At 42.1% G+C, this 26,285-nt stretch carries 20 protein-coding genes and 1 pseudogene; 6 read left to right on the forward strand and 15 right to left on the reverse strand.

Annotation, left to right across the window (positions count from 1 at the left end):
- Positions 1–94: 94 nt before the first annotated feature.
- On the reverse strand, positions 95–2,029 hold the full coding sequence (locus tag L3V35_RS14045; RefSeq protein ID WP_004736581.1) for a PrkA family serine protein kinase: 1,935 nt from the start codon (positions 2,027–2,029) through the stop codon (positions 95–97).
- 354 nt (positions 2,030–2,383) lie between these two features.
- Here L3V35_RS14045 and L3V35_RS14050 point away from each other — a divergent pair, with 354 nt between their 5' ends.
- Positions 2,384–3,139 (forward strand): MipA/OmpV family protein, encoded by a 756-nt coding sequence (locus tag L3V35_RS14050; RefSeq protein WP_017078144.1) that lies wholly within the window; start codon positions 2,384–2,386, stop codon positions 3,137–3,139.
- Between the two features lie 232 nt (positions 3,140–3,371).
- On the opposite strand, the pseudogene L3V35_RS14055 reads toward L3V35_RS14050, so the two are convergent.
- The 7 genes and pseudogenes from L3V35_RS14055 to L3V35_RS14085 form a co-directional block, all read right to left on the reverse strand.
- Positions 3,372–3,434, reverse strand: a pseudogene (locus tag L3V35_RS14055) (prepilin-type N-terminal cleavage/methylation domain-containing protein); the annotation flags it as partial.
- A gap of 27 nt (positions 3,435–3,461) precedes the next feature.
- The gene (locus tag L3V35_RS14060) at positions 3,462–4,031 is read right to left on the reverse strand and encodes an outer membrane beta-barrel protein (RefSeq protein WP_004736526.1); all 570 of its coding nucleotides are present in this window, start codon (positions 4,029–4,031) and stop codon (positions 3,462–3,464) included.
- A 394-nt stretch (positions 4,032–4,425) separates the two neighbouring features.
- Positions 4,426–4,926: a YfbU family protein gene (locus L3V35_RS14065; protein ID WP_054547269.1), complete on the reverse strand. Its 501-nt coding sequence runs from the start codon at positions 4,924–4,926 to the stop codon at positions 4,426–4,428.
- Between the two features lie 223 nt (positions 4,927–5,149).
- Positions 5,150–5,890: a pyruvate formate lyase 1-activating protein gene (pflA, locus tag L3V35_RS14070; protein WP_004736528.1), complete on the reverse strand. Its 741-nt coding sequence runs from the start codon at positions 5,888–5,890 to the stop codon at positions 5,150–5,152.
- A 164-nt stretch (positions 5,891–6,054) separates the two neighbouring features.
- Positions 6,055–7,056, reverse strand: coding sequence for a lipid A deacylase LpxR family protein (locus L3V35_RS14075; protein ID WP_237300101.1), 1,002 nt, complete (start codon positions 7,054–7,056; stop codon positions 6,055–6,057).
- A 202-nt stretch (positions 7,057–7,258) separates the two neighbouring features.
- Complete coding sequence (gene pflB, locus L3V35_RS14080) at positions 7,259–9,535, reverse strand: formate C-acetyltransferase (RefSeq protein ID WP_054547272.1); 2,277 nt, start codon at positions 9,533–9,535, stop codon at positions 7,259–7,261.
- A 307-nt stretch (positions 9,536–9,842) separates the two neighbouring features.
- The gene (locus L3V35_RS14085; protein WP_054547273.1) at positions 9,843–11,384 is read right to left on the reverse strand and encodes a DUF3360 family protein; all 1,542 of its coding nucleotides are present in this window, start codon (positions 11,382–11,384) and stop codon (positions 9,843–9,845) included.
- A 790-nt stretch (positions 11,385–12,174) separates the two neighbouring features.
- On the opposite strand from L3V35_RS14085, the gene L3V35_RS14090 reads away from it, so the two are divergent.
- The 5 genes from L3V35_RS14090 (at position 12,175) to L3V35_RS14110 (ending at position 18,530) form a co-directional block, all read left to right on the forward strand.
- Positions 12,175–12,945, forward strand: coding sequence for an ABC transporter ATP-binding protein (locus tag L3V35_RS14090; RefSeq protein ID WP_004736532.1), 771 nt, complete (start codon positions 12,175–12,177; stop codon positions 12,943–12,945).
- A 233-nt stretch (positions 12,946–13,178) separates the two neighbouring features.
- Complete coding sequence (locus L3V35_RS14095) at positions 13,179–13,949, forward strand: ABC transporter substrate-binding protein (RefSeq protein ID WP_017078148.1); 771 nt, start codon at positions 13,179–13,181, stop codon at positions 13,947–13,949.
- Between the two features lie 79 nt (positions 13,950–14,028).
- Entirely contained in the window at positions 14,029–14,769 is a 741-nt protein-coding gene (locus L3V35_RS14100) for an ABC transporter permease (protein WP_004736534.1), read from the forward strand.
- Between the two features lie 2 nt (positions 14,770–14,771).
- Positions 14,772–15,449: an ABC transporter permease gene (locus tag L3V35_RS14105; protein ID WP_004736535.1), complete on the forward strand. Its 678-nt coding sequence runs from the start codon at positions 14,772–14,774 to the stop codon at positions 15,447–15,449.
- A gap of 225 nt (positions 15,450–15,674) precedes the next feature.
- Positions 15,675–18,530: an ImpA family metalloprotease gene (locus tag L3V35_RS14110; protein ID WP_237300103.1), complete on the forward strand. Its 2,856-nt coding sequence runs from the start codon at positions 15,675–15,677 to the stop codon at positions 18,528–18,530.
- Between the two features lie 136 nt (positions 18,531–18,666).
- Here L3V35_RS14110 and xthA read toward each other — a convergent pair whose 3' ends face one another.
- From xthA to L3V35_RS14145, 7 genes are all read right to left on the reverse strand, one after another.
- Positions 18,667–19,473 carry an exodeoxyribonuclease III gene (gene xthA / locus L3V35_RS14115; protein WP_017102068.1) on the reverse strand — a complete coding sequence of 269 codons (807 nt, stop codon included), beginning with the start codon at positions 19,471–19,473 and terminating at the stop codon, positions 18,667–18,669.
- Positions 19,474–19,610: 137 nt separating this feature from the next.
- Positions 19,611–20,630 (reverse strand): tyrosine-type recombinase/integrase, encoded by a 1,020-nt coding sequence (locus tag L3V35_RS14120; RefSeq protein WP_237300105.1) that lies wholly within the window; start codon positions 20,628–20,630, stop codon positions 19,611–19,613.
- A gap of 452 nt (positions 20,631–21,082) precedes the next feature.
- Positions 21,083–21,832, reverse strand: coding sequence for a metallophosphoesterase family protein (locus L3V35_RS14125; RefSeq protein ID WP_016789467.1), 750 nt, complete (start codon positions 21,830–21,832; stop codon positions 21,083–21,085).
- A gap of 306 nt (positions 21,833–22,138) precedes the next feature.
- Positions 22,139–22,528, reverse strand: coding sequence for a hypothetical protein (locus L3V35_RS14130; protein WP_050650782.1), 390 nt, complete (start codon positions 22,526–22,528; stop codon positions 22,139–22,141).
- Entirely contained in the window at positions 22,521–24,146 is a 1,626-nt protein-coding gene (locus tag L3V35_RS14135; RefSeq protein WP_102488849.1) for a DUF4041 domain-containing protein, read from the reverse strand. Before L3V35_RS14135 ends, L3V35_RS14130 begins: the two co-directional genes overlap by 8 nt.
- Positions 24,147–24,623: 477 nt before the next feature.
- Complete coding sequence (locus L3V35_RS14140) at positions 24,624–25,541, reverse strand: DNA-processing protein DprA (RefSeq protein WP_237300107.1); 918 nt, start codon at positions 25,539–25,541, stop codon at positions 24,624–24,626.
- 11 nt (positions 25,542–25,552) lie between these two features.
- Positions 25,553–25,996 (reverse strand): hypothetical protein, encoded by a 444-nt coding sequence (locus L3V35_RS14145; protein WP_237300109.1) that lies wholly within the window; start codon positions 25,994–25,996, stop codon positions 25,553–25,555.
- Between the last annotated feature and the right edge of the window lie 289 nt (positions 25,997–26,285).

A 26,285-nucleotide genomic window follows, 5' to 3' on the forward strand; every position in this document is an offset into this window, starting at 1 on the left:
AAGAGTTATTGGTTTATTAGAGCTATTCGTTTATTAGGGTATAAAGTTATTGGTTTGTACGAGCTGCTCAGTTGAGCAGCTCAATACAGTTTGGTTATGAGGATTTACGAACTCTTAGGTACCACTCGGATAGCAGTCTCACTTGTTTCTCGGTGTAGCCTTTTTCCATCATACGAGCAACGAAGTCGTCGTGTTTTTTCTGATCATCCGTTGAGGTCTTAGCATTGAACGAAATAACAGGAAGCAGCTCTTCAGTGTTAGAGAACATTTTCTTCTCAATTACAGTGCGCAGTTTCTCGTAGCTCGTCCAAACTGGGTTTTGACCGTTATTGTTGGCTTTGGCACGAAGCACAAAATTCACAATCTCATTTCGGAAGTCCTTAGGATTACTGATACCGGCTGTTTTCTCGATTTTCTCAAGTTCACCATTCAGAGAAGCACGGTCAAATAGCTGTCCTGTTTCTGGATCGCGGTACTCTTGGTCTTGAATCCAGAAGTCCGCGTAGGTGACATAGCGGTCGAAGATATTCTGTCCGTACTCAGAGTAAGACTCTAGGTAAGCGGTTTGAATTTCTTTACCAATGAATTCTACGTAACGCGGTACTAGGTATCCTTTCAAGAACTCAAGATACTTCTCAGCGGTCTCTTGAGGGAACTGCTCACGTTCGATTTGTTGTTCAATCACGTAGAACAAGTGAACCGGGTTTGCCGCCACTTCGGCTTGGTCGAAGTTAAATACACGAGACAGGATCTTAAAGGCGAAACGCGTTGATAGCCCAGACATGCCTTCGTCAACACCTGCGTAGTCTCGGTACTCTTGGTAACTCTTCGCTTTTGGATCGGTGTCTTTTAGAGTCTCACCATCGTAAACCCGCATTTTTGAGAACAGAGAAGAGTTTTCAGGCTCTTTCAGTCTCGATAGGATGCTGAATTGCGATAGCAGATCGAGTGTGCTTGGCGAACAAGGGGCTTTGGATAGCTCACTGTGCTCAAGCAGTTTTTGGTAGATCTTAACTTCTTCAGAGACGCGCAGACAGTACGGGACTTTTACAATGTACACACGGTCGAGGAAGGCTTCGTTGTTTTTGTTGTTACGGAAGGTCTGCCACTCGGATTCATTTGAGTGAGCTAGAATCATACCGTCAAACGGCAGTGCAGAAAGTCCTTCAGTACCGTTGAAGTTACCTTCTTGCGTTGCCGTTAGAAGTGGGTGCAAGACTTTGATTGGCGCCTTGAACATCTCCACGAATTCCATTACACCTTGGTTGGCTTTACACAGCGCACCAGAGTAACTGTAGGCATCAGGGTCATCTTGAGAAAAGTGCTCAAGTTTACGAATATCGACTTTACCTACAAGTGAAGAGATATCTTGGTTGTTTTCATCACCAGGTTCTGTCTTCGCGATCGCAACTTGGTCGAGAATCGAAGGGCGTAGTTTGATGACTTTAAATCTAGAGATATCACCACCGAAATCATGGAGGCGTTTCGCTGCCCAAGGAGACATGATAGAGCGTATGTAACGTTTCTCTATTCCGTACTCTTGTTTCAAAAGGTCGCCATCTTCGTTTACGTCGAATAGACAGAAGGGGTGATCATTCACAGGGCTTCGTTCACCATCTGCAGACAGCACATAGATTGGTAGCTTTTGCATCAGTGCTTTGAGTTTTTCAGCAAGGGAAGATTTACCACCGCCCACAGGGCCAAGCAGGTAAAGGATTTGCTTCCGTTCTTCTAAGCCTTGTGCAGCGTGTTTTAGGTAAGAAACAATCTGTTCAATCGCATCTTCCATGCCGTAGAAATCTTTAAATTCGCTGTAGCGTGAGATGACACGGTTCGAGAAAATACGACTTAGATGGGGGTCTTGAGCGGTGTCTATAACCTCCGGTTCGCCGATGGCCAGTAGTAAGCGCTCAGCAGCGTTAGCGTAAGCACTTTTATCGTCTTTACACAGCCCTAAGAACTCTTGCAATGTGAGCTCTTCTTCCTTGGCTGCTTCATAACGTGATTGATAGTGGTCAAAAATACTCATAGTCACATTCCCCTTGTTAACCAGTCAAAACTGATGAGCGATTGAAAAATAGGCTCTCCCTACATTTTAAGGTTAGACCCGCTTGCACAATTTTGCTTAACAATTATGTATTTATTTACAATTTTGCGTGTGAAAAACCTAGCGAGCGCAATAGGCAACTTGAGGCGTGTAGAATCCAATTATTTTACATTCGAGGGGATCTAGCCGTTTGTTTTGTGATTTTAGGTCGCTTAATAATACTCACACTGGATTTATGTGTATTAGATGTATAACTGAGTTCTATTGATTTGCTGGAATGAAGTACCATATAATGCGCAGCGTTATCAAAAATTGCTCAATAAATAGGTAGATGTAGTGAAGAATTATGGGTTAAAAATAGTGGCTATCAGTGTTGCGTTACTGGCTTCGACAGCAACACATGCAAAAATCTCACAGTGGTCACTGGGCGTTGCCGCTTCTTATTCTCCTGCTGTCTATAAAGATACACCGTCAAACCGTGCTGTGATCCCTATGATTGGTTATGAAGGTGAGCACTTTTTCATGCGTGGATTCAGTGCGGGTTATCGCTTACTTCCTGCGGGCTCACCACAGAATATCGTGTTTCGAGCGGTTTATGATTCGAGGACATTGAAGCCGGGTGATTCTGATAACGTTGATATTCAAAAGTTAGATGAACGTAAAGCATCAGTATTAGGTGGCATTAGCTACCAAGTGATCACCTTGGTCGGGATGTTTGAAGCGACAGCAGGCTCTGACTTAGGGTTTAGGCATAATGGTATCTATGCGGAAGCTGCATGGCGTTTACCGATTCGTCGCAATGGGTGGGCGATTACACCCTCTATTGGTTATGCTTATAACAGTGAGCGCTTGAATAACCACTTATACGGGGTGAGTTCAGCAGAAGCGTCGAGAACTAATTTAAATGAGTTCGATGCAGACTGGGATGGTCAGTACTTTATTGGTTTAGGTGGTTACTTGCATGTGACGCCAAATATCCGGGTCACTGGTGGCGTTCGTTATACCAACCTTGAAGGTGATATTGAGAACAGCCCAATACTTGAAAGTGGCATCAACATGGCCGCAAACGTCGGGGTTGCTTACGTCTTCTAGTTGCTTTGGTTTCTCTCTCTAAATGCGGACATTAAAAAAGAGTTACTCATGATGAGTAACCCTTTTTATTTATGCGAAGTACCGACCGATTATTACAGTAATCAAATCAAATCAAATCAAATCAAATCAAATCAAGGAAAGGAAAGGAAAGACATGGCATGGCTAGATTTATCACCCACCAGTGACTTTTTTACAAATCAACGTACTACCAAACTCTTCACCCAGTGGTTTAAAAACTTGGGGCAGCGGTTAACGCTAAGATACCAAGAATAGCAATAACTATGATCAGCTCAATTAATGTAAAATCTTTCTACTTCATACCTTAGAAAGTGAAACCGGCCTGTAGACCTAGAGTGCCGTCACTGCCTAGATTTAGACCACCTGAGCTGAAGTCGTACCAATCAAAACCAACACGTGCCATAAACTTCGAGTTACCAAACATTGGTTGCACTGACTTAAATTCAGCACCGATGCCGTAAGTTGCCCCCCATTCACTATTTGAATGCTTGTTATTCACTGAGCCATCTTTATCAGTGATCGTTGATTTAGAATTAAAGTTTGAGTAAGCAAGACCAACTTTACCGTAGATAGCAAAAGATTCATCGAAACTATATTTATACATTGGCGCTAGAGACATTTTGAAGTGTTGGTAATCGCCCTTGTGCTTAGTTAGGTCGCCGTTTACGTCTGAAGTAACATCGCTGATATCTGAATCGATGTAATTCATGGTTGATTCTAAATAAAAGTTTGTATCAAGAACTTGTGAACCAACAGTGAATTGTGCGCCTGTGTCGTCTTCGTTAATGCCAACGCCGCCAAGTACGTACATTTCGTTAGCTGCGAAAGCTGAAGTAGACATGATAGCTAGTGATGCAAGGATGAATTTTCTCATTTTGTTTATCGCTCTGGTTAATAAATTTCGGGGAGCATTCTAGCTATCTTATTTAAAATAAAAAACACCGTTCAAAATCGAACGGTGGTTTTTAATTTGTATTAAATGTTTCGAAGTGGAATTAATAAAGATGAATGACTTAATTGGTTATAAATACTAGGTTTGTGTTCGTTGGTTTATGGGCGATATCAGAGAAATTAATTGGAAATGGTTCAACATTTAATATCTTATCTTTATGATTCATTTGCGTTTTCTGTATCTGAAGTACACTTTTCATCCACATTGCTTCATAAGTCCCGTTTTCTGTTTGTATGCGAACATTAAAAAAGGGTTACTCATGATGAGTAACCCTTTTTTGAAACTTTTTAAAAGTTAGAGCTGATCAATAAATGTATTAAGCACTAAAGATTTGAGATAGCTCTGTTGCACATAGGTGATACTGACGAGGGCAGTTGCGCCATGTTGTTAGCATGCGACGGTACTTCTCTAGCATTGGCATTTGGCTATTAAAGTGGTGATCTGCTTTGTCGAATTGAGGGTAAAGACCTTCAGAATCAACAAGGAAACGCACGTAATGTACGCTCTGAGCTTCAGAAGCGATATCAAAACCTAGGAACTGTAGGCGACGTTGGTCTACTTCAGCTCGTTCTTGTTCTGCAAGCATTTTATTCGACTCTTGCATGGCATGGTACATCTCCATGATGTCGATAACTTCGCGACATTCTGCTTCAGTCAAACAGCCAAATTCTTTATTAAGTTCACGCATTTGAAGTTCGTAACCACGCTCTACAATCGTTTGTAGACGTTGGTATTTAGCGGAGTTCTCAGGATCCATTTGAGACATTAGGTAGTATTGATTTGATAGAATTAGACGCTGAGCATTGGTCATTTCCATGGGAGGAGCCTCACTAAAAAACTAAATGTTATATTCTTTTGTTGCAGTAAGAGTAACAGCATTCCTACGCGTGGAAACATGATCTCAACACGGATTTAATATGATTTTTTGAATTGATAAACAAAAGTTGTAAAGAAAAGTGAAAGGATAGTTTGAGCCACAAAAGAAAACGCCCCAATCGAAATTGAGGCGTTTAAAAACACTATGAACGTAAAAGTCTAGATTAGTATTTTACGTTTGAATGGTACTGGCTTAGAACAGCAACAATTTCGTCCATTTTCTCTTTGCTTGGCGGATTTGTACCTTCAAGAGGGTAGTCATAACCAAGCGCTTCCCATTTATGAGCACCAAGCTTATGGTATGGAAGCAGTTCTATTTTCTCGATGTTATCCATGTCTTTAATGAATTCACCAAGAAGATGAGCATCTTCAGGCGTATCCGTGTAGCCAGGAACAATCACGTAACGAATCCAAGTTTTCTTGCCAATCTTGTGCAGGTAGCGTGCAAAATCCAGAGTACGTCTGTTTGATACGCCAATGAAATCGTGGTGTATCTCATCTCGCATATGTTTAAGATCCAGCATCACTAGATCAGAGGCTTCTAGTACTTCATCGACCACTTCAGTGTGCTTACGAATGTAGCCATTAGTATCAAGACAAGTGTGAATGCCTTCAGCTTGCGCCGCTTGGAAAAAGTCACGAACAAACTCAGGTTGTAGCATCGCTTCACCACCAGAACAGGTGATACCACCACCAGAGGCTTTCATGAAATGACGGTATGATTTTGCTTCGTTGATGATCTCTTCGACCGTTACTTCCTTTCCGTCATGAAGATCCCATGTATCGCGGTTATGGCAGTACATACAACGCATTAAGCAGCCTTGAAGAAACACAATGAAGCGGATACCAGGGCCATCGACAGTACCACAAGATTCGAATGAGTGAATGCGACCAGTTGTAGACATGAGCTATTCTCGTAGAGGAATTTATATCGTGTATTTTATTACAAAAACGGTACATAAAATAGGGTCAAATGGTAACGAGGCCTTTAAAAATAAAGGCAATCACCGGTGAAGATGATTGCCTTTATTAAACTGGAAAAGTAAAGGACGAAAGCCCTTACTGGTGGCTAGAAGAAAGCAAACATAGTTATGCCACCAGTGGTATAAATCGATTCTTTCGCTTCTTTGTAATCAGGCGTTTTGGCCGTTAGCGCGAAAGAGGCACCAACGTATTGGTTATACCAAGCAAAACCCAGTACGGCTGTCGCTTGGATGTTCTCTAATGTCACATCGTAGATCGCAGGGTTTTCGCTGTTTTTATTTGCGTATTCGTCAACACCAGAGCGATCACCTTCGATAGTGAGGTCGTTAAATCGGTAACGCCCTTCGAGGCCAGCATAGGTAAACCAACCCGTATTGGATGCGCCAATCATGCCAGCTTTAAATGGGTTTTCAGTGCTGATGTTAGCCGCGCCAAAGTTACCACCTAAGTCGGTACCCCAACGGAACATGAAGCCCGTTTGGATATCACTTCTAAAGTTACCCACATTAATTTCTGAAATGTTAGAGATCTCGAAGTCTGTATTTGCTAGTGCTTGATTACGCATTAGGTTGAAATGGCTTAAGTAACCAACGCTCCCCGCCCACTCATCGTCAACCTGATATTCCCAACCCATAGGCTCATCTGATTTTGTGATCGAGTGAACCAACTTTTGAGCATCTTCAGACAGTGCACGTTCGCCTGTTGTACCGAAGGTAATGTTAAAACGTTGGGCTTGTTGTGGGTTCAAACTGATGTAGTTGAATTCTGTATGTAGGTAACCTGCGTATGGGCGGTCATTAGCCGATGGCGTTTCTAACTCAATATCAGAAGGCGTATACATCTTGTGGCCAATGGTGATTTCCCATTTATCTAGAGAGCTTGCGCCCCAGTAAGAGAGACTCAATGGTTTCACCCAATTGTATGGCGTAATACTTGACGATGTGTAACCCAGAAATAAGCCGTTGGTATAGTCTTGGTCGACACCAAAAATACCATCATTATCTAAAGCGAAAGTTAGCGTAGAACGCTCAGATGCTAAAGATGAAAAAGAGAGAAGGAGCAGGGGTAAACAACGCAGGTATTTCATGGAGCAGTTACTCTTAAATTATGAACCAAGATAGTACCGTAATTAGAGTTTAGGTGTGAAAAAAAAGTGAATAGATGACGGGTTTTTTGCTCAATCTGACGTTTCGTATAGTGAAGACGAAATAATAAATTTCTGGATGATATAAAAAAGCCCCGCACATTGGCGGGGCTAATATCATTTTACTTATCTATTTAGCGTGAGCTTATAGAGACTCAGTAAATGTACGTGCGATTACGTCAGCTTGCTGCTCTGTAGTCAGAGAGTTGAAGCGTACAGCGTAACCAGAAACACGGATTGTTAGCTGAGGGTATTTCTCTGGGTGCTTAACTGCGTCTTCAAGAGTTTCGCGGTTAAGAACGTTAACGTTAAGGTGTTGACCACCTTCAATGCCAGCTTCGTGGTGGAAGTAACCATCCATTAGGCCTGCAAGGTTAGCACGTTGGCTGTCTTGTTCTTTACCTAGCGCGTTTGGCACGATAGAGAAAGTGTAAGAGATACCATCTTGAGCATCAGCAAACGGTAGTTTACCTACAGACGTTAGTGAAGCTACAGCGCCTTTCTCATCACGACCGTGCATTGGGTTAGCACCAGGAGCGAAAGGAGCGCCAGCACGACGACCGTCTGGAGTGTTACCTGTCTTCTTACCGTATACCACGTTAGACGTGATAGTAAGAACTGACTGTGTAGGGATTGAATCACGGTAAGTCTTAAGCTTACGGATCTTGTTCATGAACGTAGAAACTAGTTCACAAGCAATGTCATCTACACGAGAGTCGTTGTTACCGTATTTAGGGTAATCGCCTTCGATTTCGAAGTCAGTTGCGATACCGTCTTCATCACGGATTGGCTTCACTTTAGCAAACTTAATTGCAGACAGTGAGTCAGCAGCAACAGACAGACCAGCAATACCACAAGCCATAGTACGACGAACGTCACGGTCATGAAGAGCCATTAGAGACGCTTCGTAGCTGTACTTGTCGTGCATGAAGTGAATGCTGTTTAGAGCTGTCACGTATTGCTTAGCTAACCAATCCATGAATGTGTCTAGGCGACCCATTACGTCATCGTAGTTAAGTACTTCGTCAGTGATCTTGTCGCCAACTGGACCAACTTGCATCTTAAGCTTCTCATCAACGCCGCCGTTGATTGCGTAAAGCATAGTTTTTGCAAGGTTAGCACGAGCGCCGAAGAACTGCATTTGCTTACCAACGATCATTGGTGATACACAACAAGCGATTGCGTAATCATCAGAACCAAGGTCAGGACGCATTAGGTCATCATTTTCGTACTGGATAGAAGAAGTATCAATAGATACCTTCGCACAGAAACGCTTGAAGCCGTCAGGTAGTTGCTCAGACCAAAGAACCGTGATGTTCGGCTCTGGAGAAGGCCCCATAGTGTATAGAGAGTTAAGGAAACGGAAGTTCGAACGCGTTACTAGCGTACGACCATCAACACCCATACCACCCATAGACTCTGTAGCCCAGATTGGGTCGCCAGAGAATAGCTCATCGTACTCAGGAGTACGTAGGAAACGAACCATACGCAGCTTCATTACGAAGTGGTCGATCATCTCTTGTGCTTGGTCTTCTGTGATTTTGCCAGCAGCGATATCACGCTCGATGTAGATGTCTAGGAAAGTCGAAGTACGACCTAGAGACATTGCAGCACCGTTTTGAGATTTAACAGCAGCTAGGTAGCCGAAGTAAGTCCACTGGATAGCTTCTTGAGCAGTTTGAGCTGGCTCAGAGATATCGAAACCGTATTTCTCAGCCATTTGCTTGATTTGACCTAGAGCACGATGTTGCTCAGAGATCTCTTCACGCAATTGCATTGTTGCAGAAAGATCTTCGCCGTTCTCGAAACGCTCTTGTAGAGATGCGAATTGAGCCGCTTTGTCTTTCATTAGGAAGTTGATACCGTATAGTGCAACACGACGGTAGTCACCAATGATACGACCACGGCCGTAAGCATCAGGAAGACCAGTCAGAACACCAGACTTACGACATTTTAGGATATCAGGAGTGTAGATATCGAAAACGCCAGCATTGTGTGTTTTGCGGTATTCTGAGTAGATTTTTGAAACCATTGGGTCAAGAGTTTCACCGTATGCTTTACAAGAACCTTCAACCATACGTACACCACCGTTAGGGATGATTGCACGTTTTAGTGGCTTCTCAGTTTGTAGACCAACGATAGTCTCAAGATCTTTCTCAATGTAACCTGCATCGTGAGCAGTAATGGTAGAGATAACAGAAGTATCGAAATCTACAGGTGCTTTAGTTGCGTTTTCCTGTTTGATACCTTCCATTACCGAAGACCAAAGCTTGTTAGTTGCTTCAGTACCCTCAGAAACTAGGAAAGACTCGTCGCCTTCATACGGCGTGTAGTTCTTTTGAATGAAATCACGAACGTTTACTTCGCTTTGCCACTCACCTGCAGCAAAATCTTCCCAAGCTTTAGCAAATTGCTCTGCCATGACATACCTACCTTTTTAGTAGAAAAAATACGTACATTAACACTGTTGAGCCAGCGCCCCTCGTAAGGGTAGTACACTCTTATTAATAACAATATATATGAGCATATTCGCATCATATGGTTATATATATTGTCACTACCTTTTATATGTTGTCTTTACTCTATGTATTCAAGACTACGCTAAAAAATTTCTGTAAACCTTAAACTAAATCAATAAATGCCAAAAAAAGTTGAAAAAAAATGGGTGGCAGGGGTTGCCACCCAAACTTTTTTTTAATCCCAATACTACTTTTGTGTAGTTAAAACCATTATAGCCAAGCTTTTAGGCCATATTGACTTTCTAGCATACCAACTGCAAGCATTGCTACTAAACAGATAACCAAAACGCCAACTGGGATAACAATCTTGTCTACAAATGATAGACGCTTCGCACGCTCTTTATCACCAATTAGACCGTTATTATCTAGAAGCATAGTCAGTGCCCATGCTAATACTGGGTTAACAACCGCAGAACCGAAGATACAGATACCAGCTGCTTGAGAATCTTTTGAATCCTTAACCATTTGCATACCCGCTTCAAGTAGAGGCAGAGATACACCTACAAGCAGCGCAACACGCATCACTGGAGGCCATACAGCTACGTCCATTGGGAAACCAAGAATCGCAACAATAATACATAGAGAACCAAGCAAGATTGCGCCGCCAGGAATTGGACGTTTCGCGATTGCTGCTGGGATCATGTAAGTACCCCAAGAAGATGTGATGTTACCACCACCAACTGCAGTACCCACCATTTGACGAACTGAACACATAGTCATTGTGTCATCAACATCCATCAGAACTTTTTCAGAACGTTTAGGGTAGTTCAGTTCTTGGAAGATACGGTGACCTAGGAAATCTGGCGACCACATTGCTACGGCAAGAATTGCGAATGGTAAAGAAGCAATGAAGTGTTCAATGTTTGGTAAGCCAAGCATCCAACCTTCAGAAGTAGAACCCCACCAGTAAACTGGGTTTAGGTTTGGAATACCCATTTCAGTTTCGAATACGATATCGAAACCAGCACCTAGTGCTAATGCAATAGCAAGGCCTGTGAATGCACAAACTGGGATAGCCAACCAACGCTTGTTCACTTTTGCTAAGAAAGCGTAGATAGCAATCGTAATAGCAAGAACGATTAAACCAACGTAACCCATGCTGCCCGCTTCAACAGTAGAAGATTGAAGACCAACCGCCCATGCTTGAATCGAGTTAATTTGGCTCATGGTGCCTGTTAGGCCTAAGAAAATGAGCAAGCCGCCAGCGGTACCTTCCGAAGTCAGGTTAACCAGCTTGGAGCCGCCTTTTAGGAAACTTAGGATTAGACCGAAGACACCGATAAGGATTGCCAATGCAAGAGGGTGAGCACCAGCGAGAGCGATGGTACCAATAAGAGGGATCATTGGGCCGTGGTTACCGGCAAGGTTTGCTTTAGGGTTGAAGAAACCAGAAGCAAGAATACAGAACAGCAGTGCAGGAATCAGCATTTCTACACGAGCAACTTCAATTGCGAAGTCTTTACCTAGGTTTACGTGATCCCAAGCTTGAGTTAGGCCATCAGCCCAAGACATCATTACTGCTGAGTACATCGCGATGATACCTATGGTACCAGCAAGTGCAGGAACAAGATCTTCAAGTTCAAAACGGAAATCACGGCCTGGAAGGTTTAAACCGAAGCGGCGAGGCTTCATGATTTGAAGTTCGTGATCTAGATAATCTGAGCGGCTCTCAAATTCCGAAGAAGGGCGGTGTAGCTCTTTATAGCTTTTCTCTTCTACTTCAGAGTTCGCATTATTCACAACGTCTGACATAGATTCCTCATATTTTTATGTTAGTAATTCTAAAATTGAATTAAATAAGTTCGCGTAATTGCGTTATTTCTTAGTTATAACTTATTAACACTATGTTGCACGGTTTTGATGTGCTTTATGCAGCTAAGTTAAAAGAAATGTTTGGCATTTTTAATGCCTTATTTTGTATTGAGGAGTCTAACAAGCTTACCCTTTAGGGTGATTGATCTTGATCACTTTATGAGTGTATGTGAAAGAAAGCTACAAAACGCAGCGATTCATTAACGTACCGTTGATAAAAAGTGTAATTTGTTTTCACAAACTGACGTTTTCCAATCTTCTTTGAACCTCTCCCGCTATGGTATTAGCTGAATGCTTAACGCGTACTGAGTTATTTCACTATTATTCGATTGTCATCCATTCCTTTTGAAATACTTACAATGTAATGACTTCAAACAGAACTGTGATTGATGGAGGGGGTGCGCTGAATGCTCTGGTTGCATGTTTTCGGCAGCGATGTTTCTAAGTTCACAAAACGTGTTTTTCTTGTGAGCTATCAGGCTACGAGAATCTCATTTTGATTAACTTTATTTAAACAATGTAAGAGTGGTAATTACGACTTATTGATAGAACTCATTCATTAAATTGAGGTGAAAACGCTACCTTTTGCATAATAAGTCAGAGTGAATCGCTATTTATTCCAAATTATTAGGTTAATAATTTGTTGCATGTTATTCCGTGTGGTGCTAGTTTGTATCGCATGAAAAGGTCGGAGTACCTTGCATTTTCACAAACTTGGGAGAGAAAGCGCATGAAAGATGTACCAGCGCTGGACATAAAGGATCTACACAAAACGTTTGGTCAAAATGAAGTTTTAAAGGGAATTTCACTTTCTGCGCATAAAGGCGATGTAGTCTCGATTATCGGATCTTCTGGGTCTGGTAAAAGTACTTTCCTTAGATGTATCAACCTTTTAGAGACACCTACCGCCGGCGAAATTTGGGTTAATGGCGAATTAATTCAAATGAAAAACAACCGCCAAGGTGTTTCAGTTCCTGCCAATGAAAAACAAGTACAGCGAATCCGTTCTCGCCTAGCGATGGTTTTTCAGGGTTTCAATCTGTGGTCTCACCTGACCGTTCTCGAAAATGTTATCGAAGCGCCTGTTCACGTCTTAGGTGTACCTAAAGCGCAAGCGATTGAAAATGCAGAGTTACTACTGAAGAAAGTTGGTCTGTATGAGCGTAAAGATTACTACCCGGGTCACTTGTCTGGCGGACAACAACAGCGTGCTGCTATTGCGCGAGCGCTAGCGGTTGATCCTGAAGTTATGCTGTTTGATGAACCAACATCTGCACTTGACCCTGAGTTAGTAGGCGAAGTGCTTGGTGTAATGCGCGATCTAGCAGAAGAGGGCAGAACCATGCTTGTGGTAACACATGAAATGGCTTTCGCTCGTGACGTATCGAACCATGTGATGTTCTTACATCAAGGTCTAGTGGAAGAACAGGGCGATCCAGCTAAACTGTTTACAGAACCTGAATCTGAGCGATTACAACAGTTTATCTCTTCTATCTATTAATGTTCTAAACGTTAGATGGGCTTCTACTAGCAGTAGAGCGCAGTAGAGAAGTAGAAAATAGATGGCTTCTTAAAGACAAAGCAAAGCGTTCAGACGAATCAAGATTGAAATACCGCCGCTAAGGAAAATGGCGACGGTATGAACAATAAAACACAACAAGTAAGTTAATAAGCAACAACAAACACAATATTAAATTAGCAAAACATAAAAACCTAAATCACAGGAGTAGGGATATGAAAAAGTGGTTATTAGTCGCGGCACTTGCTGCAACTGCTGCAACGGGCGTAGCTCAAGCAAAAGAATGGAAAACAGTACGTTTCGGTATTGAAGGTGCTTACCCTCCATTTAGCTGGACAGAAGCCGACGGTTCACTAAAAGGCTTCGATGTTGACATGGCTAACGCGCTTTGTACCGAAATGCAGGTGCAGTGTAAGATCGTTGCACAAGATTGGGATGGTATTATTCCTTCTCTACTTGCTCGTAAATATGATGCGATCATCGCGGCAATGTCTATCACGGAAGAGCGTAAGAAAAAGATCGACTTCACTGGTAAATATGCACTTATCCCAAACAAGTTCATCGCTAAAAAAGGTGCAGGCCTTAACTTCGATGATCTAAGCGGTCAAAAAATTGCCGTTCAACGTGCAACAACTCACGATAAGTACCTAACAGACAACTACGGCGACACAGTAGAGATCGTTCGTTACGGTTCATTCGATGAAGCTTACCTTGATCTAGCTAACGGTCGTGTTGCTGCTGTACTGGGTGATGCATCGGCTCTAGAAGAAGGCGTACTAAACAAAGCGGGTGGTGAAGACTACGAGTTTGTTGGTCCATCATTAACAGATCCTAAATGGTTCGGTGATGGTTTTGGTATTGCTCTACGTAAGCAAGACAAAGATCTGACTAAGCAATTAGATGCGGCAATCCTTTCACTACGTGAAAAAGGCATCTACCAAGATATCGCAGCTAAATACTTCAACTACGACGTATACGGTCAGTAATATCTAGCGTCAATTCTTAAGGGAGAGGTTCTCCTCTCCCTGTCTTACCAACTTTTTCGCAGTTCTGTTGGAATTCATTATGTTTGATTTACAAGGATATGAAGCTTCGATCCTGAAAGGGGCGGTGCTTACAATCGAAGTTGCCTTGCTGTCGCTAATTTTAGCTATGGTTCTTGGTATGCTAGGTGCCTTAGCAAAACTTGCGCCTTATCGCTGGGCTCGTGCAATTGCAACCCTCTACACAACTGTCATTCGAGGTATCCCCGATCTCGTCTTGATGATGCTGATTTTCTTTGGTGGACAAATCCTTTTAAACAACAGTTTGTATTCCATCAATGAGTGGCTCAATGAGTGGTTCACATCAAGTGATCCTAACCATGAATGGACCGCTTACTTACCTGATTATATCGATGTCAGCCCATTCATTGCTGGTGTCTTAACCATTGGCTTTATCTTTGGTGCTTACATGGCTGAAACTTTCCGTGGTGCAATCATGGCTGTCGACAGCGGTGAGATGGAAGCGGCAAAGGCCTACGGCATGGGACCCGTCTTAGCGTTCCGCCGTATTCTGTTACCTCAAATGATTCGTCACGCACTGCCGGGTTTTGGTAACAACTGGTTGGTTCTACTTAAGACCACCGCGTTGGTTTCGATTATCGGCCTAGAGGACATGGTACGTGTTAGTGCATTGGCTGCTGGTTCAACCAAAATGCCATTTACCTTTTATATGACAGTGGCTCTTATTTTCCTATTCTTCACCAGTGTTTCGACGGGCTTGCTTAAGTTGGTTGAACGTAAATTCAGTATCCACGCGAGGTAGTTATGGACTTTTCATTGATAATTGAAAGCCTGCCGATTTACCTTAGTGGTTTATGGACAACGGCTTGGATGGTTTGCGTCGCTTTGATCATTGGCTTATGTGTAGCAATACCATTAGCTATTGCTCGTAACAGCCCAAATATGCTGATTAACGCTCCAGCTTGGTCGTTCATCTATTTCTTCCGTGGTACGCCATTATTGGTGCAGTTGTACCTGATTTACTACGGAATGGATCAGTTCTTCCCAGTAAAAGATACCCTATGGGAAAATGCATGGTTTTGTGCTTTGGTGGCATTCATTCTTAACACATCGGCATACACAGCAGAAATCATTCGTGGCGCTATCAACGGCTTGCCTAAAGGTGAGGTTGAAGCAGCAAAAGCTTATGGTATGAGCACACCCAAGACATACCGCCGCATCATTCTGCCAAGCGCTTTACGTCGAGCATTACCTGCTTACAGTAATGAAGTTATCTTTATGCTTCATGGTTCGGCGGTAGCAGGTATCGTAACGATTATGGATCTAACTGGTGCTGCCCGTTTAGTTAACTCACGTTACTACGCACCATTTGAATCGTTCTTAACAGCAGGCCTATTCTACATGGGGCTAACGTTTATCATTATTGCGATTTTCAAATTCGCAGAGAAGCGTTTCCTTGCTTACCTAAGACCACTTAGCTAATTGCACTTTGTATAAATCATAGTTAAAAAAACGGCGCTTCTATAGCGCCGTTTTTTATAGCATTAAACAAGTCGTGTGCTTTTGAATTCTACGAGCTTTCGAGAAGTTACGTCCCAACGAAATAGTTACCTTGCTTCAAATTAAACTAGCGTATTCATGAGATTGATTGCTTTAGGTTTGGCGATAGATAGACTCAGCAAAATTTTGTTGTTGTATGGAATAATGATGAAAAAGAGTAAGTTACTATCCAATTGGGTTCTTTGTGCTATTGCTTTATCACTTTTTGGATGTGGAGGTGGCAGCGGCGGTGAAAGTGCTCAAACTGGTTCTGGTGGTTCTGGTGGTTCTGGTGGTTCTGGTGGTTCTGGTGGTTCTGGTGGTTCCGGAGGAGAAGGAAACGAAGGCGACGGAAGTGGTGAGCCTGGTATCACTCCGGTTCCACAAACTGCTGTTCAAAAGGCGTTGGCCACAGGTGATGCTTCTTATGTTAAGGATTCCAAAGAGTTCATTGATGCCAGCCGAGCATTAGTTGCTCAATACAACTCGAACTTCAATCATATTAAGCAAGCATTATCCCAAAACTCTGAAGGAGAGCCTTTACGCAATCTTCATTGGGATCCAACACACGACACGGCAATTATCTTACCAACTTATGGCTTTAACGATGTCATCTTACAAACCAATAAAGCGATGCAAGATGGGTATTCCGACCAAGAGCTTGCCATTGGTATTGCGGGTTATACGTCAGATAACAGTCGCTATGCAGCATTGGCAAGTAACCCGTTTCGAACTAAGCAGCGCTTTCCAGATTCTGTTAACGAAGAGATGGATATTTGGCTAGAAAACTTGGTTAAGTGGGCTTCTGATAATGATTCGCCACAAAATGTCGTATTAGCTCAGCTTGATCAATCTCATTATTTTCCTGACGACCAAGCAACACGAGATTGGTTGACTAGTAATATCAATCCTTCAATGGTTATTAATGCCGACAATGCTTGTGATGGCGATAAGTTGAGTCAATGCGTTGAAAGCAATAACCCTGATTTACTGGTTTTGTCCCAAAAGCTGAATGATGGTGATGACATTGAAGATGTGATTACGGGTTTACGCTTGGCGTTCAATAAAAATATACCAGTGTTATACCTACATCTTGATGGCGGTATGACGGACTTAGGTAACGCGCTATTTTCAGAAATGCACATGACTTACGTTGGCGACAACTATTGGCGTAAGCTCGGTTTATCGAACTGGGATTCTACACAGCTGATAGATCGAATGCCGGATAATATTGTTCAACAACAAGCGCTTTTACAGCGAATGAAAGACAACAGCTTCACCGTCGATCTGAATTCGTGTGATGACAAATCTTGTCCTGACGATTCCAACATGAATGAAGAGTTCTATGCCGCTGCGAACAGTATTCGTTCACACCTAACGACTCTTGATAGTAAAAAAATTGATCTGTTTGCAACCGATGATTACGAATATGAAAAGTTGTTGCTGTTACTCGCTGATCGTTATCGCAAAGATGTTCAATACCCGATGGGTAAAGGCGTAACTGAGAGAATCGAGTTTCTTCGTTCTTACTATAGTGATTACGCCACATACAACAGCCGTTTGTATAATGCAGCGCAACCAAGCTTAGGTAATTTCAGCTCTAAGAGTTTTGATAATGTACCGTTGGTCACCAAGCTTATTTCCTTAGAGTCTAAGAGAAACTTTCGTGCGGCTGGTGTCTATGCTTTGCCGGGTAAGACAATCAAAGTGACTCGTTTGGACAACAATGAGGTAGCGACATCGATAGCATTTAATACCCTACGTAGTGGCGCGACTCACGAATTTTCGGGCGATGACGGCTATGCTAGGCCGAAGTTTTTGACGTCAGTAACCTATCCAGTGAAAACAGGAGAGACGATTTCTCTGACTTCTGCCTATGGCGGAACATTACAGGTTCATTTTGATACCAATGATATTGATGTTGAACTACGTTTTGAAAATGTTGCTCAACACCCTGTTTGGCGAAGTGAAGCCGACAACGACAGTTTTGTCGCGCAGCTGGAAGAAGGAAAGTTTGATTGGGCCGAGTTGGTCACACCTGGGTTCGAAGTCCATTCTAAACTAGACAAGATGAAAGAGTCTATCGGTGCCTCAGATTGGACGCAGCCGCATGATATGGCACTCGCCACTGAGCGTTATGTACATAACTTTCCTCATGCGCTTGCAGGTTTTAGAGGTCCTGGGATTGATGAAATTACTGAAGTTCATCAATACGGTGAGGCAAAGGGCTGGGAAATTGCGAATATTGATATCGTGAAGCACATGAATGCCGATCAAGCGAACTGTGGTTACGGCTGTTCAGGAAACCCTTACGATGCTTACTGGTCTTTTCACCCGTTAGGGCATGGTGATCTTCATGAGTTAGGGCATGGCTTAGAGAGAGGTCGTTTCAGATTTTCTGGATGGGATGGTCATTCAACAACCAACTACTATTCGTATTTTAGTAAATCAAAATACTACAAAGACACAGGAAAGGTATCTTCTTGCCAAGGCTTAGATTTTAAAGGGCAGTATCAGCTTTTACAGCAGAGCCGGACTCAACCTGATCCAAGTGCTTTTATGGCGGCTCAAAATCAAACTGGTTGGAGTTGGGGAGCTCGTATCTACATTCAAATGATGATGCTTGCAGAGCAGCAGGGTGTATTGAATTCGGGTTGGCATTTATTAGGGCGCTTGCACTTGATTGAGAGAGAGTTTAATCGCTTGAAAGGCGGTGATGAACTTTGGAACGATCGAAAAGGCTCGATTGGTTTTTCAGATTATACGAGACAAGAAGCGGTAGATATTACAAACAATGATTGGTTGCTTATCGCATTGAGTTACGTTGCAGAACGGAATATGACGCAATACTTAGATATGTGGGGATTCAGTTTCAGTGACAAAGCGAAGCAACAAGTCACAGCTCTTAGTCTAAGTAACATGCCTTTGACATATTTTGCATCGTCTAATCAAGGATATTGTTTAGATGAGTTTGCTAAGACGCCGTTAGACGTTGACGGCATGACCATTTGGCCGCTTAACTAGACCATACGATATATAAAAGTGATATAAAAAAGAGAGGAGATATTATCTCCTCTCTTTCGTTATTAGCTTCTGATCAGCGTTGTGAGTACTATTTGCTTGCTACTTGATCTGGCTAAGTTTTGCTACCTAAAAATGACTATTTAAACGTCGACCAAATCGGAGCGTGGTCTGATGGTTTTTCAATGCCGCGTAGCTCGTAGTCGATGCCCGCTTCAGTACACTTATCAGCAAGCTTCTGAGTCGCAAGTACCACATCAATGCGTAGGCCGCGGTTGTCCACGAAGCCTTTTGAGCGGTAATCAAACCACGAGTATTGATCGTTCACTTCAGGGTGTAGTAAACGGAAGCTGTCCACAAAACCCCAATCCATCAGTGTTTTCAACCATTCGCGCTCTTCTGGTTGGAAAGAACACTTACCTGTTTTCAACCAACGTTTCGCATTAGGTTCACCAATACCGATATCAATATCGGTAGGGCTGATGTTAATGTCGCCCATCACAATGACTTGTTCATCTTTGTTGTGGTAGTCATTTAGGTAAGTCATCAAGTCTTTGTAGAACTGACGCTTGTATGGGTATTTAGTCTCGTGCTTGATGTTGTCCCCTTGAGGGAAGTAACCGTTTAGTACCGTTACCTTTTCACCGTTTTCATCTTCAAACGTAGCCATGATCATACGCTTTTGATGGTCTTCATTGTCTGTAGGAAAACCTTTCTGCACAGAGATAGGTTCTTGCTTACACAACATTGCCACACCGTAGTGTGCTTTTTGGCCGTGGAAGTAAACCTTGTAGCCCATCGCTTCAACATCAGCGAGCGGGAAGGCTTCATCGTGCACTTTAATTTCTTGAAGACCAATCACGTCGGGTTGGTGTTTGTCGATAATCGCTTGCAGTTGGTGAAGGCGGGCTCTAAGGCCATTGATGTTGAAGCTAATTACTTTCATTTGTTTTTATACCTCTTGCAAACCCTTGTGATTGCTTGCCTATCAAGGGTTTTTTGATTTAGTGAATGCCATGGTTAACCATAATTAACCATGCTTAATAAATTTCATCGCCATTTCATCGCCACTTTTTGAGTACGTTAAAGGCTGTATTGAGTGACGGGGTTGAAGGTGATTGCATCACTCAAATGGTTAGGGGAAAAGTGAGCATAAATCATCGTTTGCTCAATTTTTTGATGCCCTAGAATATTCTGCAATACTAAAATATTACCACCGTTCATTATAAAATGGCTGGCGAAAGTATGGCGCAAAACATGAGTTGCTTGACCCTTTGGTAAATCGGGTAGGGCTTTTGTTAGCCACTTATGCGCGACACCATAACCGCAACTAAAAAGCTTATCATTTGTTGGCTTGTGAAGCTCTTTGTAAAGCTTATTTGATATTGGAACGGTTCGGTTTCTTTTACCTTTAGTATTAATGAAAGTGAGCTTGTGCTTAAACAGCTGGCTTCCTTTCATTTCTACTACCTCATTTATACGCGCCCCAGTCGCTAAACAGGTTTTGAAAATGGTAGTGAGATCTTCAGCGGATCTGCTTTCTTTAATAACCTCAAACAAGTGCATGATTTGCGCTTCATTTAAAAAGGTAACTTCAGACTCAGCTTTTTTAATGGGCTCTACACCATCAACAGGGTTAGGCAACTTCCATTCTTTGAGCTTGATTAACTTCGTGAAGATGGACTTTAACCAAGCAATATCACCATTGTTTGAGCTGATAGAAAGGCTACCTTTACGGCCCCTGCCTTTGTTGGTTCTGGTTGCTCGGTAATGGGCGAAATCTCGCGAAGATAAATGTGAAGCGATAGGGTCATTCATTTCATCGCAAATGTGCAGCATGCGGTTTTTTGCGTGTTCACCAGACTTTAGGTTTTGGCCATGAAGCTTAAACCATAACTCTACTAAATCAGACAGGCGGCGGTGATCGTTTTTTTCACCTAACCACGGTTTGTCGATTATCTCTTTCATTAAGTAGAATTCATAGTTGTTCGCTTCGCCTTTGGTGGCGAAGCGTTTACGAACACGTTTACCGCTATGGCCTTGCGGGTAGCACTCGCAAAGCCAAGGTTTCTTGCTGCCGTCTTTAAGGTTTCTGATAGACATAAAAAATCCCGAAAGTACTGGTTATAAATACAGTTTAATTCGGGTGGTTTTTGTAGGCAATGTTTTAAATATGCATGTTCGAACAATGCAGATTGAAGGGCTCTAGTTAATTCTGTATGGCGGTTGCTTTGTGCTGGTCATACTGAACAGCGTTCTTGTCAGTAGACATTAAATATGATCACATTAAATATATAATGTCGCTAACAAGCTTTTGGACACAAACGAGTTTGGCGCAACGGGATAAATCTACCCTTCGGATAACTTCTGGTATTTTAAAACACAGAACGGCACCGCTTGATAAGGTGCCGTCCGTGAACGGAAATGGACAAAAGCTGTCATCAACAATACGACATATCCAGCTTACAGCATCAATTTATATCTCATGAAACAGCATATTCAATCACAATCTGTTGAAATGTGCTTACAGATATAGCAAACATGCATCAGCTAGGCTATTCACACCTACCAGTTTTTAGATATGTAACCCAGTCAGTGCGGTTTCTTGCTTTGGCTTGCTCAATCGCAGTATTTACGTCGTACTTAACTCTACAGAATGAAATATCCCACACTTCACTGTCTTGTTTTTCCAAAATCACATAAGAGGCTCTAGGTGTATAGTTCTGCATAATATGAGGAATTGGCTCATCATCTGCATATGCTTGTAGTCCAACACTTCCGGGATTTATTACTATTTGTCCGGTAGATAGCTCCACACAACGAGGTGTGTGAGTATGACCACACAAAATGATCTTTGAGGATACTTGACCCAGTAGTCCACGAATCTCCACTTCGGTTCTTACCGAGGCATGTCCGCTGGTAACATCTTCTAATAAATAGATAAGATCATCATCTGGTGTGCCATGGCAAGCGTAAATCTCATCCGTTATTTCTAAATCAAATGGAAGAGCCCTCATCCATTCAAGGGGAGCTTCGCCTAGCTCATCAAGAATGAATTGCATTGTAGGATTGGACGCAACCTCTGATGCGGAGGATTGGTAAATTTGTCTGTCTTGATTTCCAGATATAGTGATAGCGTCCAGCCCACATAAATAGTCATATGTCTCTCTAGGAGCAAGTGGCCCATAGAAGATATCTCCAAGGTTGACGAACTTGGTCACTCCCTTTGACCGTGCATCTTCAACAACAGCTTTTAGCGCACATACATTGCTATGTATGTCTGATAACACTGCATATTTTTCCATAGAATCACCTTGCTCCTGACTACCATAAATCAATATCTTACAGGTTAAACCCTAGACAATGAAGCCCGAAGTGATTACGAACCCAATGCATAGTTATGTGAAGTGATGTTATCTGAGAAAACGAGTGCTATATGCTCGGAATTGGGAGATTCCGCGCATCGGTGTTTCGCGGTCTGTCATTAATAAAAGTCGGGCTATTTTCTGGCAGGATTTACCAGCGTTCTGTTGCGCAAACTCATAAAGGGGCAACTTCGTGTTACTCGACTCCACGAGAAACAATTTAGGTAAAACCTTACCAGTGATTATTCACGGTTTAATTCCAGCTACAATCTGTTTGAACATCAATGCAGAAGATAGATGCGCTGCTGGGCTTTCTGAGAACGCCTCACCATACTCCTTTAAATCACTTCGGAACTCTTTTTCGTCTTTCTCTAGTCTTCTGATGATCCTATCTACCGAGTTCAAGATACTTTCGATAAACATTGATGTACATTTCTCAGCATTCACACAGCAAATATCCGCATCAATATCGTGATAATCCAAAACTGTAGCTGACAGGTCAATGGAAAACTCTCCATCACTGTATTCGCACATTACTCGCGATACTTCTGCGTTAGGAAAGCAGCGCTCAGTAGCTCTTGTTACAACTGAGGATACTCGTTGAATGCGCTTTAAATCATTTATTATACTAGCCATTAAGCACTTCCCTTGCCTCTAAAAACTTGGACTCTTCATACTGCGCAGCAACAACATCCCGAACCAAGTTAAAGTCACCTTCAACAAACTCATTTAAAGCCTCTTCAACTTCTTCAAAAGTCAGGTTAAAGAACTCTCTTCGGTGATTGACTTTGTTGACTCTTCGAGAGGCAAACTTAGAATGAAGTTTGTTTTCCAAGGCTGGGGCATCATCAGATGGTATAAGAGCATGGACATCAAAAAAGAACGGAACAGATGCATCTCCCAATTCCTTCACACGATCCATAGGCTCTAAACGTCGTGTCATTCCAATCTTGTACACATTTTCACCAAACGATCCCTTGTTTGAGATAACATAAACATATCCTGACCTTGTGAGCTGAGCCATACTTAGCGCACGCTCTTTCTCAGAAGTCGCACGTTCCAACTTAAGCTTCAGCTCTTCGATATGAGAGCTGAGCTTTTCTACTTCTTCTTGGTTCGCTGTTTGAACTCTGGCTAGAGCATCACCCAAATCTTTTTGAAAAGCTTTTTCCTCCTTTTCACGAGCAGTGACAAAGCTTTCTATCTCTTTTTTAACTTTGGCTTCTTCACGCAGAGACTCTTTCATGAATCGTTGTTCTTCTAGCTCCATCTCCTTTTTATACTTATATTCAAAGGCATGGCGCTGCTCTTCCAGACGCAAAAATAGTAGAGTTCTATTCAGCTCTACGTAGCTATCATCACCACTCTTATTGACCTTTTGAAACCACTTGTCTATTTTTTTTGCATTAGCGGTGAAGTTACGTGCGTTAGTATTAGCTATAATGTTGTCTACTTCTGCATTAAAGGCAGTTATCAGAAATTTACCATGTCTCTTTTGCCTTGCCTTTCCTTTAGCAAGATTGTCATTCCAAAGAATATCTTGAAGAATATCAAATGCGTTACCCTGTTTTATCAGTTCCTTCTGTTTATTTTTTACTTGTTGCAAAGATACCTTAATTTCATCGCTAGTAGGCCCATCAAGAAGGTGTTCAAATGGCGTCACTGTAGAGAGAAGATCCTGATGTTCTTTAGTTAACTCCAAGTCACGCAACTCTTCTCGGAGCTTCTCAATACTGCTAGAAAGTACCTTTTCGCGGGTTTCTCCTGTTTCAATTTTTTTCTCAACATCCACTAGTGCTTTATCTGCACGAGCCGTTGCTTTATCGACGATGGCTTCGGCTTCAGCCTCCGCATTACTAAGAACTTTTTCACGTTCAGCTTTCGCTTCAGTCAGAATTAGGTCTTTTTGTCTATGTGCATTCTCAATTTCTTCAGCTAATTCTGACTTTTCTAGTCCTATAGAATTTTCATTCTCTTGTAATACGAATGCACACTGTTTTTCTATATCAACAAGGTGCTCTCTGGCAGCCGCTCTATCTTTCTCGCACTGGACTCTAACGTCATGACAAGTAGCTCTAAGCACGAGCAACTCCTCTTCGAGCTTCATTAAATCTGTAGCCTTCATATATTCAGGGGAGGCTAAAACTTTTTGAATACTCGACAATTCTTCTTTCGCTTCACTTAACTGTTTTTCAAGCTCAGTAACGTTAGCTTGGGCATCCATCAAGAGGGACTTTTTGACTAATCCAAACATTGTTTTTCAAACCTAGATATGTGATGTATTGATTAACTTGGTAAAGAACCGACTGAACACCCACCAAACTCATAGACACTTTGTGGCATAAGGAAAAATAGGTCAAATAACCTCGTATAGAAATGAGGTACAAAACAGTTCTAGCTTAGAATGGGGCAATTACGAGTTACGATCTACGATGCATTATGTCGGTGCATCGTATAACGATCATTTTGATGTGAATGCTGTTGCTCTTAAAGATAAAGCAGAGAAAGAGCGTATACAGTTAGAAAATGAGGTACGAACTAAACGAGTTCAAGCAGTGAATCGTAAATTTGAAAACAACGACAATGAACCTCCTATGATAATTTGGTAAAGAAAATGTTTAAGCAGCTGAGACGTATGCTAGGCATTGAAGAAATTAATAAGTAACAGGTCATTACTCGCACCAGTATTTAGAGTCTTTGAAAAACAAAAAGGAGCCGACTGGCTCCTTTCTTATAATGACTGCATTAACATCTTCTGGCGTTCGAACCTTTCAAACATTTCAGGATAATCATCTTTGTTTCTCAATGGGTTAGCTCCCATTTTATGAACAAGCATTAACGTTCCTGAGCAAACCATTCCGAATGGATTATCTATCGATTCTGGAATTACAGCGTACAGTGGTCGTTTCTGTTGTACACAGAACTTAGCCTGAGTAATCGAGCCGCTCTTTTCTTCTGCTTCAACAATAATCGAACCAACTGATAGACCTAATTGAATACGATTCCGTTGAACAAAGTAAGGTGGTTTAGCTGGAGTTCCTACTGGGTGCTCAGATACCCATGCACCACCATTATCAAGGATCTTTTGACCTAATAATGCATTTGACGCTGGTTTGGCTTTTTCTAAGCCATGCGCTAGAACTGCAACAGTCGCAGCAGGTTTACCACAAGCCAATGCACCTTTGTGCGCCTCAGCATCCACGCCAAGAGCAAGACCACTAACAACAATCCAATTACGCTCTACGGCTTGTTTAGCTATTCTATGCGCTATAACAGCACCCGCTTTGCTTATCTTGCGAGAGCCTACTACAGCAATACCATTGATCTCTTGCAAGATATCAACTGAACCACGTACATGAAGAACAAGTGGTGCGTTATCAATTGCTTTCAAATGCTTAGGATAGCCATCTGAGACGATAGAAAAAGATTGAATACCATGTTTAGCATTTTGCTCATCAATGTTTAGAGCGAAATTCCAAGATTTCTCACTTGGGAACAAGTCAACTCGACCGATAGACTCAATCGCTAATCGAAGATCTGTTATGGAAGCCACGCCAGAGAAATCAATCACCTCTAGTAATTGACTTGCATCTTTGATCTTTACCTTACCATCTTGTAAAGCAAGGGCGAACAAGGTTTGTATGTCCATAGACTTCATAATTAAACAGTTTTACCTAGTGCTACCGTATAGATTTCTTTAACGCCTGCATCTCGCAAGATTTGCTCACATGCATCAAAACTAGTGCCAGTTGTTGCTACATCGTCTAGTAACACCAAAGGGATGTCAGGATTTGGAACAACCTGCACTTCAATCGTCTCAATGTGCTGTTGCTTACTTCGAATCCCACCTTCATGAGCCGAATCAATATCTTTGATTCTCACAAGGAAAAGCGGATTGTACACGACTTCCCCTTGATTAGCATGTCCAATGACACCTTCTAATCCTACAGAACGTTTGTCTACTTTAGACGATGGAACTATCGCAATTTGAACTTGATCAATGTCCAAATAGTCCATAATTTTACGAGTTCCAGCAGTGAACTTAGCACCGAAGTAATTGATCGCAGCCTGATGGTTATAGGCTTCTGGATTTTTAAGATCCATAATGCGTCTTGTATCATCATTTCGATCAGGGTTACGCTCTCCATCCTTCCACCAAGGATTGTATGGGACAACCCTGTAGATGATTCCTTCTTCGTATGTCTTTGCCATAATATTTTTCTCACAAATCAACAGGTTTTAGCTTTTTTGAATGTTCTAACACCTTTACAGCATGCGATATTAGACAACAATCACACAAAGTATCCTCAATCAGAAAGGTATTAATAACTGTGATTAATATCTCACAAAAATTGTGGGTAATTTGCCCTATAGAACTACCAGTGCAGCATAT

This window comes from Vibrio sp. L5-1 (genome assembly GCF_021728315.1).
Lineage (GTDB): Bacteria > Pseudomonadota > Gammaproteobacteria > Enterobacterales > Vibrionaceae > Vibrio > Vibrio splendidus_K.

Bases quoted from the DNA above. Each gene is read 5' to 3' on its own strand.
- L3V35_RS14125 (WP_016789467.1), bottom strand. From the start codon at position 21,832: ATGGAAAAATATGCAGTGTTATCAGACATACATAGCAATGTATGTGCG.
- xthA (WP_017102068.1), bottom strand. From the start codon at position 19,473: ATGAAAGTAATTAGCTTCAACATCAATGGCCTTAGAGCCCGCCTTCAC.
- pflA (WP_004736528.1), bottom strand. From the start codon at position 5,890: ATGTCTACAACTGGTCGCATTCACTCATTCGAATCTTGTGGTACTGTC.
- L3V35_RS14095 (WP_017078148.1), top strand. From the start codon at position 13,179: ATGAAAAAGTGGTTATTAGTCGCGGCACTTGCTGCAACTGCTGCAACG.
- L3V35_RS14100 (WP_004736534.1), top strand. From the start codon at position 14,029: ATGTTTGATTTACAAGGATATGAAGCTTCGATCCTGAAAGGGGCGGTG.
- L3V35_RS14140 (WP_237300107.1), bottom strand. From the start codon at position 25,541: ATGGACATACAAACCTTGTTCGCCCTTGCTTTACAAGATGGTAAGGTA.
- L3V35_RS14110 (WP_237300103.1), top strand. From the start codon at position 15,675: ATGAAAAAGAGTAAGTTACTATCCAATTGGGTTCTTTGTGCTATTGCT.
- L3V35_RS14065 (WP_054547269.1), bottom strand. From the start codon at position 4,926: ATGGAAATGACCAATGCTCAGCGTCTAATTCTATCAAATCAATACTAC.
- L3V35_RS14130 (WP_050650782.1), bottom strand. From the start codon at position 22,528: ATGGCTAGTATAATAAATGATTTAAAGCGCATTCAACGAGTATCCTCA.
- L3V35_RS14045 (WP_004736581.1), bottom strand. From the start codon at position 2,029: ATGAGTATTTTTGACCACTATCAATCACGTTATGAAGCAGCCAAGGAA.
- L3V35_RS14135 (WP_102488849.1), bottom strand. From the start codon at position 24,146: ATGTTTGGATTAGTCAAAAAGTCCCTCTTGATGGATGCCCAAGCTAAC.
- L3V35_RS14145 (WP_237300109.1), bottom strand. From the start codon at position 25,996: ATGGATCTTAAAAATCCAGAAGCCTATAACCATCAGGCTGCGATCAAT.
- L3V35_RS14085 (WP_054547273.1), bottom strand. From the start codon at position 11,384: ATGTCAGACGTTGTGAATAATGCGAACTCTGAAGTAGAAGAGAAAAGC.
- L3V35_RS14120 (WP_237300105.1), bottom strand. From the start codon at position 20,630: ATGTCTATCAGAAACCTTAAAGACGGCAGCAAGAAACCTTGGCTTTGC.
- pflB (WP_054547272.1), bottom strand. From the start codon at position 9,535: ATGGCAGAGCAATTTGCTAAAGCTTGGGAAGATTTTGCTGCAGGTGAG.
- L3V35_RS14105 (WP_004736535.1), top strand. From the start codon at position 14,772: ATGGACTTTTCATTGATAATTGAAAGCCTGCCGATTTACCTTAGTGGT.
- L3V35_RS14090 (WP_004736532.1), top strand. From the start codon at position 12,175: ATGAAAGATGTACCAGCGCTGGACATAAAGGATCTACACAAAACGTTT.
- L3V35_RS14075 (WP_237300101.1), bottom strand. From the start codon at position 7,056: ATGAAATACCTGCGTTGTTTACCCCTGCTCCTTCTCTCTTTTTCATCT.
- L3V35_RS14060 (WP_004736526.1), bottom strand. From the start codon at position 4,031: ATGAGAAAATTCATCCTTGCATCACTAGCTATCATGTCTACTTCAGCT.